This is a genomic window from Hydrogenophaga sp. ZJX-1 (assembly GCF_048590325.1).
GTDB lineage: Bacteria > Pseudomonadota > Gammaproteobacteria > Burkholderiales > Burkholderiaceae_C > Hydrogenophaga.
In genome coordinates this window covers 380,613-395,685 of record NZ_JBMBRA010000003.1, presented here as the reverse complement: position 1 = coordinate 395,685, position 15,073 = coordinate 380,613, and the positions used below count along the sequence as shown (strand labels likewise).

Here is a 15,073-nt window from a genome sequence, read left to right as displayed (position 1 = left end):
ACTGGCGGCGAGTGGTGGTTGGGGCGCCTTGGTGTGTCTCGACACAAAAGCAATCGAACATTGTCGCAAATCTGGAAATCGCATGAGCCATCTGGGCGCTTTGCCCGCACGCTTCCGGCGTGAACGGGTGTTGATCATTGGCTGTGGCGACGTGGGCCAGCGCGCGGCCCGCGCGCTCGGTGGCGGCCGCCGTGTGCGGCTGCTCGCCCTCACCTCGACACCGGGGAGCGCGGCTGCGCTGCGCGCGCAGGGCATCACACCCTTGCCGGGCAACCTGGACGATGCCCGCAGCCTGGGCCGTCTGGCCGGACTGGCCACCCGCGTGCTGCACCTCGCACCGCCACCCGCGGGCGAGTCGCCCGACTGGCGGCTGGACACCCGCACCCGGGCGCTGGTACGGGCCTTGGCGCAGCGCTCCTTGCCGGCGGCTCTTGTATATGGCTCCACCAGCGGGGTTTACGGGGATCGGCAGGGGCAATGGGTGAGCGAGGCCACCCCGGCCCAGCCGCTCACGCCGCGCGCCTGGCGGCGTGTCGACGCCGAGGCGGCTGTGCACTGGCTGGGCCGTGCCACGGGCGTGCGCACCAGCGTGCTGCGCATCCCCGGCATCTACGCGCCCGACCGCGAGGGCGGCACGCCGCGCGAGCGCCTGCTGCGCGGCACGCCGGTGCTGCGCGCCGAAGACGACGTGTTCACGAACCACATCCACGCCGACGATCTGGCGCGCGCCTGTGTGCTGGCGCTGTGGCGCGGGCGGCCGCAGCGCAATGTCAACGTGAGTGACGACACCGATCTGAAGATGGGCGACTACTTCGATCTCGCGGCCGACCTGTATGGTCTTTCCCGTCCGCCGCGCATCGCGCGCAATGCCGCGGGGGACCAGCTGCCGCTGATGCTGCTGAGCTTCATGAGTGAATCGCGCCGCCTGCACAACCAGCGCATGAAAACCGAACTCGGGCTTCGCCTGCGCTACCCCACGGTGGCCGAAGGCCTTCGGGCCTGATCAGGCGCCGGGCGTCATGGAGGCCAGCAGCCAGCCCGTGTACCCCACATACAGGGCCAGCAGGACCAGCGCCTCCAGCCGGTTGATGCGCCCCGGGCCGCGGAAACCCCAGCCCATGGCGAAGAGCAGCACGGTCAGGCCGGCCATCATCGGCAGGTCGCGCGTGAGCACATCGGTGCCGATGTCCATCGGCGCGATCACGCCCGCCAGTCCCACCACGGCCAGCGTGTTGAAGAGGCTCGACCCCAGCACGTTGCCCAGCGCAATGTCGTGCTCGCCCTTGCGCGCCGCCGCCACGCACGACGCCAGCTCGGGCAGCGAGGTGCCTATCGCCATCACCGTCAGGCCGATGATCAGGTCGCTCACGCCCAGCGATTGTGCGATCGACACCGCACCCCAGACCAGCAAACGCGAACTGCCCACGAGCAGCAGCAAACCCACACCCAGCCACAGCAGCGAGCGCCGCAGCGGGACCGCATGGGCCTGCAGCTCGGTGGCGGTCTCCGCAGCGAGCGTGTCCCCACCGCCGGCGCGGGCCTCGACGATGGACCAGGTCACCAGTGTGCCAAACACCAGCAGCAACACCGCGGCATCGAGTCGCGACAGCACACCGTCCCACACAAGCAGTGCCGACAACGCGGTCACCGCCATCAGGATCGGCAACTCCTTGCGCAGGATGACCGAGCGCACCAGAATCGGTGCGATCAGCGCCGTGATACCCAGGATCAGCGCCATGTTGACGATGTTGGAGCCCCAGGCGTTGCCCAGCGCTAGCCCGGGGTTGCCCTGCGAAGCCGCCAGCACCGACACCACCATCTCGGGTGCCGAGGTGCCGAAGCCGACGATCAGCATGCCGACCAGCAGCGGGGGCACGGCAAAGTGCTGGGCGGTGGCCGAAGCCCCGGCCACGAAGCGGTCGGCGCTCCACACGAGCAGCAACAGTCCGGCAAGGATGGCAAGCGATGGCAGCAGCATGGCAAGTCGGGTCGGCGTTGTTGGACAATGCCTTGGATTGTGTCAGCTGACTCTCGATCCCCCTTCCTGTCGGACATGACGTCCCGCGGGTTCATCCAGCGCCGCCACGTTGTGTTTGCACCATGAGTTCATTGCCACCGGATCGGTCAGACGCCCCTGCTGACGTCCCGCCATCGGGGTTCTGGGACTCGCCCCTGCGCTCGCGCCTGGCCCTCACGGCGGGCGCCGTGGTGCTCATGCTGCTGCTGCTCTGGTGGTGGCGGCCCCTGCTGCTGATCCCGGGCACACAGCCCCTGGTCATGTCCGGCGGTGACCCCTATCTGAGGGCGCTGATGCGCACCATCTCGGCGAGTGAGTCCAACGTGCTGCGGCCCTACCACGTGATGTATGGGCACGACTATGTGTGGACGCTGGACGTGCACCCGAACCGCTGCGAATCCATCGGACAAGGGCCCAACCGGGGCAACTGCTCCACGGCCGCCGGGCGTTACCAGCTGCTCTACAGCACCTGGCTCGAACTGGCCGCCCGCTACCACCCGCAACGCACCGACGATCCACTGGATGCCACCGGACTGAGTTTCGCGCCCGAGTACCAGGACCTGGTGGTGCACGCCTGGCTGTCCGAGGGGCGCTGGGGCAACCTGTCGGCCCAGTTGCGGCAGGGCCGGGTGCAGCCCGTGTTGCGCCGACTTTCCAGCACCTGGACCAGCCTGGGGTACGGCATCGAGACCAACAGCATGAGCCGCCAGCTGCCGCGCATCTACCAGCAGGTGCTGAAGGAGGAACTCGCGCGCGCGGGCACGGCTGACAACCGCCCGGGCACAGCGCAACCCAAAGGTCACCCAGCCAAAAAAGACCGGATATAGCGCCTCGAACCGACCAACCTTCATGGCGTCTACCCTGCGCGCCCTGGGCGTTTCAGGCCAACCGCGCAGCCAGCACCACAAACTCGGCCGGCACCGCGTAACCCGCCCCTGCGCGCCAGGCTTCGATTGACGCCAGGTAGCGGCCACGCACCCGCGCCCGGGTGGCCTCATCAAAACGCGACCAGGCCAGCGCCACCGGGCCGCCGACCAGTGCGGCGTCGCAGGCCTGCTCGCCGTCTTCATAGGCCAGCGTGCTGCGCAGCCGGTGCTCGTCGACGGGCGCGAGTCCGGCTTCGGCACACAGCCGCGCCAGCGCCCCCGCCTGTCCAAGGCGGAAAAACAGCGGGCAGACCTCGCTGGACACCTCGGCATCGACGATGCCGAACAGCCCCGCCCAGCCGCAGCGCCCGCGCTCGCCCCACACCGACACCACCAGGCGGCCACCCGGGCGCAGCACGCGCCGGGCCTCGCTCACCACGCGCTCGGGCTCGGGCACGTACATGAGCCCCAGCGAGCACAGCACCACGTCCACGCTGCCGTCGGCCACCGCCAGGTGCTCCGCGTCCATGCGGGTGAAGCTGGCGTTGCTCACGCCCTGCCGTTGGGCCTGCAGCGCGGCGAGGGCGACCATATCGCCCGACAGGTCGGTGCCCAGCGCCTGCCCTGACGGCGCCACCGCCCGTGCGGCGCCCAGGGTCACCAGGCCGGTGCCGCAGGCCAGGTCCAGCACCCGCTCACCCGGCCGCAAGGCGGCGCCGGCCAGCAGTGCCGCCTGCACACCCGCCAGCTGCGCCCCCCACAGCCCTTCGTAGCCCGGGGCCGCGAGGTCCCAGCCGTAGCGCTGGACACGCCGTTGCAGCCTCGGTTCCATGGCTCAGCGCACGGCGACGACGATTTCAAGGTACTCGCTGGGCACGACCAGCGAGGTGGTGCCGGCCCTGTTCAGGCTCTCCAGCAGCTCGATCAACTCCCGCTCTAGCGTCTGTGCCTGCTCGGCCGGCAGCGCGGCGAAGGCCTTGTGCACCGGCCCGTACCAATCGCGAAACACCTCGACGAAATGGGCGGCGGAGCGGTACCGGAAGCAGAAATCGCGCGACGTCACCTGGAGTCCCGCCGTCCGATCCCCGAACAGGTCCGCCACGTGTTGCTCCACGCCCCACAAGGACGGCGGCGACACGCCGGGGGGCGGCGGCAAGTGGCGCCCCAGCACCTTGAACATGCGGCCCACCAGGCTGTCGGGTGTCCAGTTGGCGAGCCCGATGCGCCCGCCCGGGCGGCAGACGCGGGCCATCTCGGCCGCCGCGCGACGCTGGTCGGGTGCGAACATGACACCGAAGGTCGACAGCACCGCGTCAAAGCTGCCGTCCGCGAAAGGCAAGGCCTCGACATCGGCGACCTGGAACTGCACGTTGAGGCGCTCGGCACGGGCCCGCTCGGCGCCGCGTTCCAGCAGGCTGCTCACGTAGTCGGTGGAGGTGACGAGGCAACCCTGGCGCGCCGCGGCCAGGGTGGCGTTGCCGTTGCCGGCGGCCACGTCGAGCACCCGCTCGTCGCAACGCAGGTCGCAGGCCTCGGCCAGTTGCTCGCCGACGATCTGCAAGGTGGTGCCGATCACGGCGTAGTCACCGCTGGCCCAGGCGCCTTGTTGCCGGGTCTTGAGGGCGGTGAAATCAACGGGTGCGTTCATGGGGTGTCTCCGGTGGGTGGGGGTGGAGACACTGTGGACCGGCGGTCGCGCCACGTCCTGTCTGGACGTCGGTCCCGCCTGTCCCATCGTCCGGCAGGTCGCCCGGGCCGGGGCGCTCCCTGACCGAACGTCCCGTCGCCTTGCCCCATCGTCCGCAGACACCCGGATGCGGCGCGCCCCACTGTTCAACCCAACCCACAACTTCCACAATGCAGCCACACAGACACCACACTGGAGCTTCCATGAGCGTCGATGGCATCGCAACCGCCCTGAAACGGGTGCAATCGGTTTTCCAGCGCCGCCCGGAGGCGGGCCTGAGCGAGGACGCGCCGGCCCTCTCGCGATGGACCGGCGGCATGCGGGTGGTGACCCAACACACCGACGGCCATGAGGTGAGCACCGACATGCCGCTGGAGCTGGGTGGCAGCGGCGACCAGGTGACCCCTGGCTGGCTGATGCGCGCCGGTCTGGCGTCGTGCACCGCCACGCGCATCGCCATGGCGGCGGCGGCCGAAGGCATCGTGCTCGATCTGCTGGAGGTCGAGGCGGGCAGCCGCAGCGATGCCCGCGGCCTGCTGGGCATGAGCGAGTCCGACGGCCGCCCGGTGCCCGCCGGCCCGCTGGACATGCGCTTGCGGGTGCGCCTGTCCGCCCATGGTGTGGCGGCCGACCGGCTGCGTGAGCTGGTCGAGGCGAGCTGCCGCCACTCCCCGGTGGGCGACGCCATTGAAACCGCCTTGCCCATCGAACTGCAGATCGACGTGCCGCCCCACTGATGGATGCCCTGTCGGAAACCTTGCGCGTGGTGCGCCTGGTCGGCGCGATCTTCATCCACGGGCGCTTCACCGCCCCCTGGTGCTACCAGTCGCCCCACGCCGACGCCGCCGCCCCCTTGCTGGAGCCCCATGCCGAGCGGGTGGTGATCTTCCACCTGATCACCGAGGGTGATTGCTGGGTGGAACTCGACGGCCAGCCACCGGTGCACCTGATCGCGGGCGACGCCGTGGTGTTTCCGCAGGGCCACGCCCACCGCATGACCTCCGAACCCGGCCTGGCGCCGGCATCGGGCGCGCGGCTCGACGAGGTGCTGTCGCGGCGCCCGCGCCTGCTGGCCTATGGTGGCGGCGGGGCGGGTTGCCGGCTGGTCTGTGGCTACCTGGCCTGCGATGCCCGCCTCGCGCGCATGCTGCTGAGTGGCCTGCCCCCGCTGTTGCGCGTCAACGTGCGCGGTTCCAATGCCGGCACCTGGCTCGAAGCCTCGCTGCGCTATGCCCTGGCCGAAGCGCGCTCGCCTCGACCAGGGGGTGCCGGCGTGCTGGCCAAGCTGGCCGAGGTGCTGTTCATCGAGGTGCTGCGCATCTACATGAACGAACGGGCGACCCCGGAAGGCCACACCGGCTGGCTGGCGGGTGTGAACGACCGCGTCGTCGGTGCCGCGCTCAAGGCCATCCACACCGCCCCCGCGCAGGCCTGGACCCTGGAGTCCCTCGCGCGCTCGGCCAACACCTCGCGCTCGGTGCTGGCCGAGCGTTTCCAGCAACTGGTGGGCAGTTCACCCATGCACTACCTCGCGCAATGGCGCATGCTGCTGGCCAGCCACCTGCTGTGCCGCAGCAACGCGCCTCTGGCTCGCATCGCCGAAGAGGTCGGCTACCAGACCGACACCGCGTTCAGCCGCGCCTTCCGGCGCGAATTCGGACAGCCGCCCGCCACCTGGCGCCGCCAGCATGGCCAGCGTCAGATGCTGCCCCACTGACCCCGGGAAAAACAAAAGGCCGCACAGCGAAAACTGTGCGGCCTTGTGTGTGGTGCCCGGGGCCGGAATCGAACCGGCACGCCTTGCGGCGGGGGATTTTGAGTCCCCTGCGTCTACCAATTTCACCACCCGGGCTGGAATCTGGGAGACGGAAATTATGGCACAGTGAGGCCCATGAAATACCCAACCATTGAAGATGCGATCGGCAAGACACCGCTGGTGGCGCTGCAGCGCATCGGGGCGGCGGACAACCGGGCACGGGGCAACGTCATTCTGGGCAAGCTGGAAGGCAACAATCCGGCGGGCTCCGTCAAGGACCGGCCCGCCGTGTCCATGATCCGGCGCGCCGAGGAGCGTGGTGAGATCCAGCCTGGTGACACGCTCATCGAAGCCACTTCCGGCAACACCGGCATCGCGCTGGCCATGGCCGCGGCCATCAAGGGCTACCGCATGGTGCTGATCATGCCGGAGGACCTGTCGATCGAGCGCGCGCAGACCATGAAGGCCTTTGGCGCCGAGCTCATCCTCACCCCCAAGAGCGGCGGCATGGAATACGCCCGCGATCTGGCTGAGAAGATGCAGGCCGATGGCAAGGGTCGCATGCTGGATCAGTTCGCCAATGCCGACAACCCGCGCATCCACTACGAGACCACAGGCCCCGAGCTCTGGGAGCAGACCGGCGGACGCATCACCCATTTCGTGAGCGCCATGGGCACCACCGGCACGATCACCGGCGTGTCGCAGTTCCTGAAAGAAAAGAACCCGGCGGTGCGCATTGTGGGTGCCCAGCCCAGCGAAGGTTCGCGCATCCCGGGCATCCGCAAATGGCCCACCGAATACCTGCCAAAAATCTACGACCCCAGCCGGGTGGACGAGCTGGTGTATGTGAGCCAGGGCGATGCCGAAGACATGTGCCGTCGCCTGGCGAGTGAAGAGGGCATTTTCGGAGGTATCTCGGCGGCGGGCGCCTGCTGGGTGGCCCAGCAGGTGGCCCGGCAGGTGGAAAACGCCACCATCGTTTTCGTCGTCTGTGACCGGGGTGATCGTTACCTCTCGACGGGCGTGTTCCCCGCCTGAGCCCGTGAGTGCCGGATACCGTTTCTGCCCCTGCTGCGCCACGCCGCTGGCGCTGATCGGCAGCGAAGAGGACGGCGGCTTCAAGGAGCGGCTGCGTTGCCCGGCTTGCGACTTCACGCACTGGAACAACCCCACCCCCGTGCTCGCCGCCATCGTGCAGGTCGGCGAACGGGTTCTGCTGGCGCGCAACGCTGCCTGGTCGAACCGCATGTTCGGGCTGATCACCGGCTTCATGGAGGCGGGTGAGACACCCGAAGACGGCATCCGCCGGGAGATTGCCGAAGAAACCGCGCTCGAAGTGACCGCCCTGCAACTGGTGGGTGTGCACGACTTCCAGCGCATGAACCAGATCATCATCACCTACCACGCGCTGGCCCGCGGGGAGATCAGGCTTTCGCCCGAGCTGGTCGAATACAAGCTGCTGGAACCCTCGCAGCTGAAGTGCTGGCGCGCGGGCACCGGGATGGCCCTGGCCGACTGGTTGCGCGGCAGGGGCATCGAGCCGGTGTTTATGGAAACGCTGCCTTCAGATCCGAACCAGGGCAACCCGTCTGAGTCGCACTGACAGCCGTTGCCGGCGGGGGATCTTGGCATGTGGGCTGCCAATCTGCCAAAAACCCGCTTGACATAGAATCGTTCAACCACAGGAATCCCCCCATGAACGCCGACAAAGAACTCGATGCCCGCGGCTTGAACTGCCCCTTGCCCATCCTGAAAGCCAAGAAAGCCCTGGCCGACATGAGCAGCGGACAGATCCTTCGCGTGGTCTCTACCGATGCCGGGTCGGTGCGTGATTTCCAGGCCTTTGCCAAGCAGACTGGCAACGAGCTGGTGGAACAGCAGACCGTGGGCAGTGAGTATTTCACCCTGCTCAAACGCCGTTGAGGACGTGAACGGTTGTTGCCCCGAACCGCAGCAGCCGGATGCGTTGAAACCATGGAAGTCCTGCTGATCGACCCGCTGGTCCCCGAAGCTCTGGGCTGGTTGCGCGAGCGTTACGAAGTGGCCTTCCGTCCGGAGCTGGCCGACGATGCCGTCGCGCTGCGCAACACTGTCTACAAGACGCGCGCCATTGTCCTGCCGCCCCACGTGGTGGTGTCGCAGGAGTTCCTGGACTTTGCCCCCAAGCTGCAGCTGGTTGCCCGGATGCAGATCTCCAGCGACAACACCGATCTGGACGCTTGCGCCCGGCGCCAGGTGCGCGTGGTGCAGGCGCGCAGCGCCACGGTGCGCTCCAACGCCGAATACCTGCTGTATGGCCTGCTGATGCTGTACCGCCGGGGCATGATCAGCGCCTTGCTCGGCCGCCAGATCGCTCAGGTGCGCATGGGTCGGGAGCTGGCGGGCAGCACCGTGGGCCTGCTCGGGCTGGCGCCGGTGGCCCATACGCTCGCACCCATGCTCAAGGGGCTGGGTGTGCGCCTGCTGGGCTACGACCCGGCGGTGCACCACGCCGCCCCCATCTGGGCCAAGCTCGGTGTGGAGCCGGTCCCGCTCAACGAATTGCTGGAACGCTCGGACGCGGTGTCGCTCCAGGTGGTCTATGCCTCGCGCTTCCGGGGCTGGATCAACGAGCGCCTGCTCAACCATTGCAAGCCCGGCCAGCTGTGGGTCGGCGTGAGCCGCAGCTCGTTGTTCGATCCGGAGGCGCTGGCCCTGGCGCTCACCGATGGCCGCATCGACGCCTGTCTGCTCGATGGTGCCAATCCGGCCTTTGCTGTCGAGGGCACACCGCTCTACAACGTGCCCAACCTGCACCTGACACCGCGCCTGGGTTCGCACACGCGTGAAGCCAAGCTGCGCGCCAGCTGGTACGTTTCCCACCGCATCCATGAGACGCTGTCGCCCGCCACGGCGAAAGCCGAGTCCAGACCGAGCGATTTTTCCGAGCTCGACAGCCTGCACCTCCCCGACCAGGAAGACCCCCAGGCGGTTTCGCCGTCGCAGTGGGCATCGCTGGCGGTGCACCACCGCCGCTGAACGCGGGCCGGACCCGCGCGGCGGCGGGTCACGGGATCAAAGGCCCAGTCGGGCCAGCTGCTCGCGCACCTTGTCGAGGGTGGCGGTGAAATCGGCCACCCGCTTTTTTTCCTGATCGATCACGGCCGGCGGCGCCTTGGCCACGAAGGCCTCGTTGCCCAGCTTGGCCGTCGCCTTGGTGATTTCGCCCTCCAGGCGTGTGGCTTCCTTGGACAGGCGCACTTTTTCGGCGGCCACGTCGATCTCCATGAACAGGCACAGACGGGATTCACCCGCCACAGCCACGGGAGCGGCCTGCGCGGCGGCGGCCCAGGCGGCCTCGTCGGTGAACACCTTCACCTCACTCAGCTTGGCCAGGCCCTGCAGCACGGCGGCGTTGGCCTGCATGAAGGCGGTGTCGCCCAGCACGTACAGTGGCAAGCGGGTGGCGGGTGACACGTTCATCTCGCCGCGCAGCGTGCGGCAGGTGTCCACCAGGCCCTTGAGCTTGGCCACAGCCGCTTCGGCGGCTTGATCGATGCGCTCGGGCTGGCTCACCGGGTAAGCCGCCACGCTCACCGATTCACCGGCACGGCCGGCCACGGGCGCGACCTTCTGCCAGAGTTCTTCGGTGATGAAGGGAATCACCGGGTGGGCCAGACGCAGGATGGTCTCCAGCGTGCGGATCAGGGTGCGGCGGGTGGCGCGTTGCTGCGCTTCGTTGCCGGTGTTGATCTGCACCTTGGCGATTTCCAGGTACCAGTCACAGAACTCGTCCCAGACGAACTGGTAGATCGTGTTGGCCACGTTGTCCAGCCGGTATTCGGCGAAGCCCTGCGCCACTTCGGCTTCGACCCGCTGCAGCCTGGAGACGATCCAGCGGTCGGCGGGGCTGAAGCTCATGTAGCCGTGTGCCTTGCCGCCCACGTCGCAATCGGCCTTGGTGTGCTCCAGCAGGCCGCAGTCCTGGCCTTCGCAATTCATCAGCGTGAAGCGCGTGGCGTTCCAGAGCTTGTTGCAGAAGTTGCGGTAGCCCTCACAGCGCTTGCTGTCGAAGTTGATGCTGCGACCCAGCGAGGCCAGCGCGGCGAAGGTGAAGCGCAGCGCGTCGGCGCCGTAGGCCGGAATGCCGTCGGGGAATTCTTTCTCGGTCTGCTTGCGCACCTTGGGCGCCGTCTCGGGTTTGCGCAGCCCGGTGGTGCGCTTGTCCAGCAGGGGTGCCAGCGAGATGCCGTCGATCAGGTCCACCGGGTCCAGCACGTTGCCCTCGGACTTGCTCATCTTCTGGCCCTGCGCGTCGCGCACCAGGCCGTGGATGTAGACGTGCCTGAACGGCACGCGGCCGGTGAAGTGGGTTGTCATCATGATCATCCGGGCCACCCAGAAGAAGATGATGTCGTAGCCCGTCACCAGCACGGTGCTGGGCAGGTAGAGGTTGTAGTCGTCGGTGGCGCTGTTGCCCTGCTCGGGCCAGCCCATGGTGGAGAACGGCACCAGCGCAGAGGAGTACCAGGTGTCCAGCACGTCTTCGTCGCGTGTCAGCGTCTTGCCGGCGCCGGCCTGGGCCTGCGCTTCTTCCAGATTGCGCGCCACGTAGACCTGGCCCTGCTCGTCGTACCAGGCCGGGATCTGGTGGCCCCACCAGAGCTGGCGGCTGATGCACCAGTCCTGGATGTTGTTCATCCACTGGTTGTAGGTGTTGACCCAGTTCTCGGGCACGAACTTCACCTCGCCCGACTGCACGGCGGCAATGGCCTTGTCGGCGATGGAGGTGCCGCTGGTGTTGTGCTCGTTGCCCTTGCTGGTCATGGCGACGAACCACTGGTCCGTCAGCATGGGCTCGATCACCTGGCCGGTGCGCGCGCAGCGCGGCACCATCAGCTTGTGTTTCTTGATCTCGACCAGCAGGCCGGCGGCTTCCAGGTCGGCCACCACGGCCTTGCGGGCAACGAAGCGGTCCAGGCCGCGGTACTTCTCGGGCGCGTTGTCGTTGATGGTGGCGTTCAGGTGCAGCACGCCGATGATGGGCAACTGGTGGCGCTGGCCGACGGCGTAATCGTTGGCGTCGTGCGCGGGCGTGACCTTCACCACACCGGTGCCGAACTCGCGGTCCACATAGGCGTCGGCAATCACCGGAATCTCGCGATCGCACAGCGGCAGCTTGACGTACTGGCCGATCAGCGCGCTGTAGCGCTCGTCCTCGGGGTGCACCATCACCGCGACGTCACCCAGCAGGGTTTCGGGGCGCGTCGTGGCCACCGTGAGGTGGCCGCTGCCGTTGACCAGCGGGTAGGCGATGTTCCAGAGTGAGCCGTCTTCCTCTTCGCTTTCCACCTCCAGATCGGACACCGCCGACATCAGCACAGGGTCCCAGTTCACCAGGCGCTTGCCGCGGTAGATCAGGCCCTGCTGGTAGAGCTTCACGAAGGTATCGGTGACGACCTTGCTCAGCTTCTCGTCCATGGTGAAGTACTCGCGGCTCCAGTCCACCGAGTCGCCCATGCGGCGCATCTGCGTGGTGATGGTGTTGCCGCTTTCTTCCTTCCATTCCCAGACCTTGGCGACGAAGTTCTTGCGCGCCTCGGCAGGCGTGGGTCCCATGTCGTGGCGGCTGATGCCCTGGGCCTGCAACTGGCGCTCCACAACGATCTGCGTGGCGATGCCGGCGTGGTCGGTGCCCGGCACCCAGACCGTGTTGGCGCCGCTCATGCGGTGGTAACGCGTGAGGCTGTCCATGATGGTCTGGTTGAAGGCGTGGCCCATGTGCAGCGTGCCGGTCACGTTGGGCGGCGGCAGCTGGATGGCGAAGGACGGCGCGCCTTCCTTCGGTGCACCGGTGCCGCGGAAACCCGCCACACCGTAGCCACGCTGTTCCCATTCGGGGCCCCAATGGGCTTCGAGCGCGGCGGGCTCGAACGATTTGGACAGGGAGAGCAGGCCGGGTTGTTGCAGGGTGTCAGACATGGGGTGGGCGCAAAAAATGCAACGGCGCCCCGCAGGGCGCCGTCAGGAAGAGCGGGGGAAGCGGCTGATTTTATTCCGCCGCGGGGGTGGGTATCTCGCGGGCCGCCTCGATGCACTCGCTCAGCACCCGAGCGTCGCCCACCTGGTTGGCCAGCAGCAGGATCAGCCGGGCATTGAGCAGCTCGCTGTCTTCGCGGCTCAGACCTTCATGGGCGTTGAGCAGCTGCTCGTAGAACGCGTCGGCGTCCTGGAAGTGGATCGCGAGTTTCATGGGGATTCTCCACGCAGTCCGAGGCAACGTTCGATGGCCGATACCAGCTGTGCGTCGACCGACTCGCCGGTGGCGGCCAGATAACCATCCGGGCGCAGCAGCGCCCAGGCGTGGCCAAACACATGGCAGGCACCTTGCAGGTGGCCCTGGAGGTCGCGCACATGCTCCAGCGCCTGCGCCGGGGTGTCCAGGCCGAGCACCTGGACGCTGTGCACCGGCGCGTCCAGGCACAGGCGCCGCAAACGTTGCAGAGCCGCTGCCGACAGATCACCAAACACCAGCACCAGCAGGCTGCCTGCTGCCCAGTTGAGCAGGTCGTTGACACAACCTCGGGTGCCATCGGCCCAGGCAAAACGCACGTTCTGCACCGACAGCCCCGCGCCGCTGCCGGCCCGGTAGGTGCAGGCGCTGGAGCGGCTGTAGGGGTTGGCCACCGCCATGCGGCCGGTGTTGATCAGGCTGCGTGCAAACGGGTACTGCCTGGCCAGCCCGATGGTGGCCTGGCGGAACAACCGCTCGACGCCGTCGGCTGGCCGCAGAAACCGCGCGGTGCGGTTGGTCACGCACACGTTCTGCTGCGCGGCCTCGAGGCGTTCTTCGTTGTAGCTCGCCAGCAGGGAAGCGTCTGCCTGGCCCTTGAGCACGGCCGCGAGCTTCCAGGCCAGGTTGTCGGCATCCGCTATGGCGGAGTTGCCCCCGCGCGCGCCAAACGGGCTCATGACCTTGGCCGCGTCGCCGATCAGGAACACGCGTCCATGGCGCATGGCGCGCACGCACTCGCTGCGGTAGGTGTAGGGGCCGACCCAGACAATTTCGATTTCCACGTCGGCACCGAAATGACGCGCCAGCCGTTCGCGCACGGCCGATTCGCGGCTCACGGCTTCGGGGTCGCTGTCGGGCGCCATCTGGTAGTCGATGCGCCAGACCTCGTCGGCCATCAGGTGCTGCCAGACCGCACGGTTCTCGTTGAACGGCGCCTCGATCCAGGTGTGGCGCTCCACCGGTGGATGCCTGGAAAAGCGCACGTCGGCGATGCACCAGCGGTCATCGCCCCGACGGGTGTCAAACGGCACCTGCAGCCATCGTCTCAGCGGGCTGTGCGCACCGGTGGCATCGATCACGTGTTCGGCCTCGATGCGGTAGCGGCCCGCGGGGGTCTCCACGGTGAGCGTGGCGCAGGCGTCGTTTTGCTCGAAGGCCACCAGGCGGTTTTGCCAGCGCAGTTCCACATGGCCGAGGGTGCGGATGCGCTCGACAAGATAGCCTTCGATGTAGAACTGCTGGATGTTCAGGAAGGGTGGCTGGCGCGAGAGGTGGAAATTGCCTTGCTGCTTCAGATCGAAGCTGAAGACTTCGTCCTCGCCCGCGAAGGTTCGCCCCACACTCCACTGCACGCCTTTGGCCACCACCCGCTCGTAGATGCCCAGGCGCTCAAAGATCTCCAGCGATTTCTGCGTGTAGCAGATGCCGCGCGAAGAGGCGCCTTTGACGCCCACGGTGTTGTCTTCGTCGATCAGCACCGCCGCCACACCGTAGCGCGCCAGCGAGCAGGCCAGCGTCAGCCCGGCGATGCCACCGCCGACGATCACCACCGGATGTCGCACCAGGGGGCCGCCCTGCAGTTCCGGGGGCGCTTCAAACGGGTATTCGGGCAGATCGTAGCCTGCGCCACTGCTGAATTCGTATCCGTGGTGGGGCGCGGTTTCCTGGTACGTGCTCGCGCTGCCATGCATGCCTTGCTCCTCTTCAGTACTGCTCTCGGGTCACCATGCCCGGGCGGTCGTTGTTCAGGACAGTGAAATTGACGCAATCCATCAAATTCCGGCACCAAGCCTAACCACGCCAGTTTGCGGGTTTCTGGCTGTGCTGTCGATGAGGTTGAGGATCATTATTCGATCTATCAAGTAGATAGCGATAAACAATGTGTCACATAGGCCAGAACAATTAGACGGGGTCTGCCAACGGGCGTAAGGTGCCATTTGTCTCAATGGGGTGGTCCGGCGTGGGCACCTTGTTGGGCGTTTCTTCAACCACGACAAGGAGATACCCCATGGCCGCATTGAAAGGCTCGAAAACCGAGCAATGCCTGAAAGACGCCTTCGCTGGCGAATCGCAGGCCAACCGCCGTTACCTGTACTTCGCGAACAAGGCCGACGTGGAAGGCCAGAACGACGTGGCAGCGCTGTTCCGTTCGACCGCCGAAGGTGAGACCGGTCACGCCCACGGCCATCTGGAGTTCCTGGAGCAGTCGGGCGACCCCGCCACCGGACTGCCTATCGGCCCCACGCGCAAGAACCTGGAATCGGCCGTCGCCGGCGAAACCCACGAGTACACCGACATGTATCCGGGCATGGCCAAGACCGCGCGCGAAGAAGGTTTCGACGAAATCGCCGACTGGTTCGAGACCCTGGCCAAGGCCGAGCGCTCGCACGCCAACCGGTATACCAAGGCGCTGAACGAACTGGTGGATTAAGGCCCACCCCCGCCGCGACCCCCTCAAGGGGGCGATGCCTGC

The 15,073-nt window shown here is 67.3% G+C and carries 15 protein-coding genes and 1 tRNA gene; 9 read left to right on the top strand and 7 right to left on the bottom strand.

Features of this window, described 5'->3' with window-relative positions:
- Nucleotides 1-82 precede the first annotated feature (82 nt).
- Nucleotides 83-1,003 (top strand): SDR family oxidoreductase, encoded by a 921-nt coding sequence (locus tag ACN5W5_RS10690; RefSeq protein WP_420048512.1) that lies wholly within the window; start codon nucleotides 83-85, stop codon nucleotides 1,001-1,003.
- Here ACN5W5_RS10690 and ACN5W5_RS10685 read toward each other — a convergent pair whose 3' ends face one another.
- Complete coding sequence (locus tag ACN5W5_RS10685; RefSeq protein WP_420048511.1) at nucleotides 1,004-1,978, bottom strand: calcium/sodium antiporter; 975 nt, start codon at nucleotides 1,976-1,978, stop codon at nucleotides 1,004-1,006.
- A gap of 122 nt (nucleotides 1,979-2,100) precedes the next feature.
- Between ACN5W5_RS10685 and ACN5W5_RS10680 the strand changes: the two genes are divergently transcribed.
- Complete coding sequence (locus ACN5W5_RS10680; RefSeq protein WP_420048510.1) at nucleotides 2,101-2,844, top strand: hypothetical protein; 744 nt, start codon at nucleotides 2,101-2,103, stop codon at nucleotides 2,842-2,844.
- Nucleotides 2,845-2,896: 52 nt separating this feature from the next.
- Here the strand turns inward: ACN5W5_RS10680 and ACN5W5_RS10675 are convergent, their stop codons facing one another.
- Together ACN5W5_RS10675 and ACN5W5_RS10670 are read right to left on the bottom strand one after the other, a co-directional pair.
- On the bottom strand, nucleotides 2,897-3,715 hold the full coding sequence (locus ACN5W5_RS10675) for a class I SAM-dependent methyltransferase (protein WP_420048509.1): 819 nt from the start codon (nucleotides 3,713-3,715) through the stop codon (nucleotides 2,897-2,899).
- 3 nt (nucleotides 3,716-3,718) lie between these two features.
- A complete protein-coding gene (locus ACN5W5_RS10670; RefSeq protein WP_420048508.1) occupies nucleotides 3,719-4,531 on the bottom strand; it encodes a class I SAM-dependent methyltransferase in 813 nt (270 codons plus the stop codon).
- Between the two features lie 242 nt (nucleotides 4,532-4,773).
- Here ACN5W5_RS10670 and ACN5W5_RS10665 point away from each other — a divergent pair, with 242 nt between their 5' ends.
- Nucleotides 4,774-5,307 (top strand): OsmC family protein, encoded by a 534-nt coding sequence (locus ACN5W5_RS10665; protein WP_420048507.1) that lies wholly within the window; start codon nucleotides 4,774-4,776, stop codon nucleotides 5,305-5,307.
- A complete protein-coding gene (locus tag ACN5W5_RS10660; protein WP_420048506.1) occupies nucleotides 5,307-6,287 on the top strand; it encodes a cupin domain-containing protein in 981 nt (326 codons plus the stop codon). The genes ACN5W5_RS10665 and ACN5W5_RS10660 overlap by 1 nt, the downstream gene beginning before the upstream one ends.
- A 50-nt stretch (nucleotides 6,288-6,337) precedes the next feature.
- On the opposite strand, the gene ACN5W5_RS10655 is transcribed toward ACN5W5_RS10660, so the two are convergent.
- Nucleotides 6,338-6,422: transfer RNA gene (locus ACN5W5_RS10655), tRNA-Leu, on the bottom strand.
- Between the two features lie 39 nt (nucleotides 6,423-6,461).
- Here ACN5W5_RS10655 and cysM point away from each other — a divergent pair.
- The 4 genes from cysM to ACN5W5_RS10635 all read left to right on the top strand — a co-directional run bounded on the left by cysM (nucleotide 6,462) and on the right by ACN5W5_RS10635 (nucleotide 9,344).
- Nucleotides 6,462-7,364 (top strand): cysteine synthase CysM, encoded by a 903-nt coding sequence (cysM, locus tag ACN5W5_RS10650; protein WP_420048505.1) that lies wholly within the window; start codon nucleotides 6,462-6,464, stop codon nucleotides 7,362-7,364.
- Nucleotides 7,365-7,368: 4 nt separating this feature from the next.
- Nucleotides 7,369-7,929: an NUDIX domain-containing protein gene (locus ACN5W5_RS10645; RefSeq protein ID WP_420048504.1), complete on the top strand. Its 561-nt coding sequence runs from the start codon at nucleotides 7,369-7,371 to the stop codon at nucleotides 7,927-7,929.
- Between the two features lie 92 nt (nucleotides 7,930-8,021).
- Nucleotides 8,022-8,249: a sulfurtransferase TusA family protein gene (locus ACN5W5_RS10640; RefSeq protein WP_420048503.1), complete on the top strand. Its 228-nt coding sequence runs from the start codon at nucleotides 8,022-8,024 to the stop codon at nucleotides 8,247-8,249.
- 51 nt (nucleotides 8,250-8,300) lie between these two features.
- Nucleotides 8,301-9,344: an NAD(P)-dependent oxidoreductase gene (locus ACN5W5_RS10635; RefSeq protein ID WP_420048502.1), complete on the top strand. Its 1,044-nt coding sequence runs from the start codon at nucleotides 8,301-8,303 to the stop codon at nucleotides 9,342-9,344.
- A gap of 36 nt (nucleotides 9,345-9,380) precedes the next feature.
- Here the strand turns inward: ACN5W5_RS10635 and ACN5W5_RS10630 are convergent, their stop codons facing one another.
- From ACN5W5_RS10630 to ACN5W5_RS10620, 3 genes are all read right to left on the bottom strand, one after another.
- On the bottom strand, nucleotides 9,381-12,287 hold the full coding sequence (locus tag ACN5W5_RS10630) for a valine--tRNA ligase (RefSeq protein ID WP_420048501.1): 2,907 nt from the start codon (nucleotides 12,285-12,287) through the stop codon (nucleotides 9,381-9,383).
- A 70-nt stretch (nucleotides 12,288-12,357) separates the two neighbouring features.
- Nucleotides 12,358-12,558, bottom strand: coding sequence for a DUF2783 domain-containing protein (locus ACN5W5_RS10625; protein ID WP_420048500.1), 201 nt, complete (start codon nucleotides 12,556-12,558; stop codon nucleotides 12,358-12,360).
- Nucleotides 12,555-14,291, bottom strand: coding sequence for an FAD-dependent oxidoreductase (locus ACN5W5_RS10620; RefSeq protein WP_420048499.1), 1,737 nt, complete (start codon nucleotides 14,289-14,291; stop codon nucleotides 12,555-12,557). The genes ACN5W5_RS10625 and ACN5W5_RS10620 overlap by 4 nt, the downstream gene beginning before the upstream one ends.
- A 317-nt stretch (nucleotides 14,292-14,608) precedes the next feature.
- Between ACN5W5_RS10620 and ACN5W5_RS10615 the strand changes: the two genes are divergently transcribed.
- Nucleotides 14,609-15,031 carry a rubrerythrin family protein gene (locus ACN5W5_RS10615; protein ID WP_177133584.1) on the top strand — a complete coding sequence of 141 codons (423 nt, stop codon included), beginning with the start codon at nucleotides 14,609-14,611 and terminating at the stop codon, nucleotides 15,029-15,031.
- The last annotated feature ends 42 nt before the right edge of the window (nucleotides 15,032-15,073 follow it).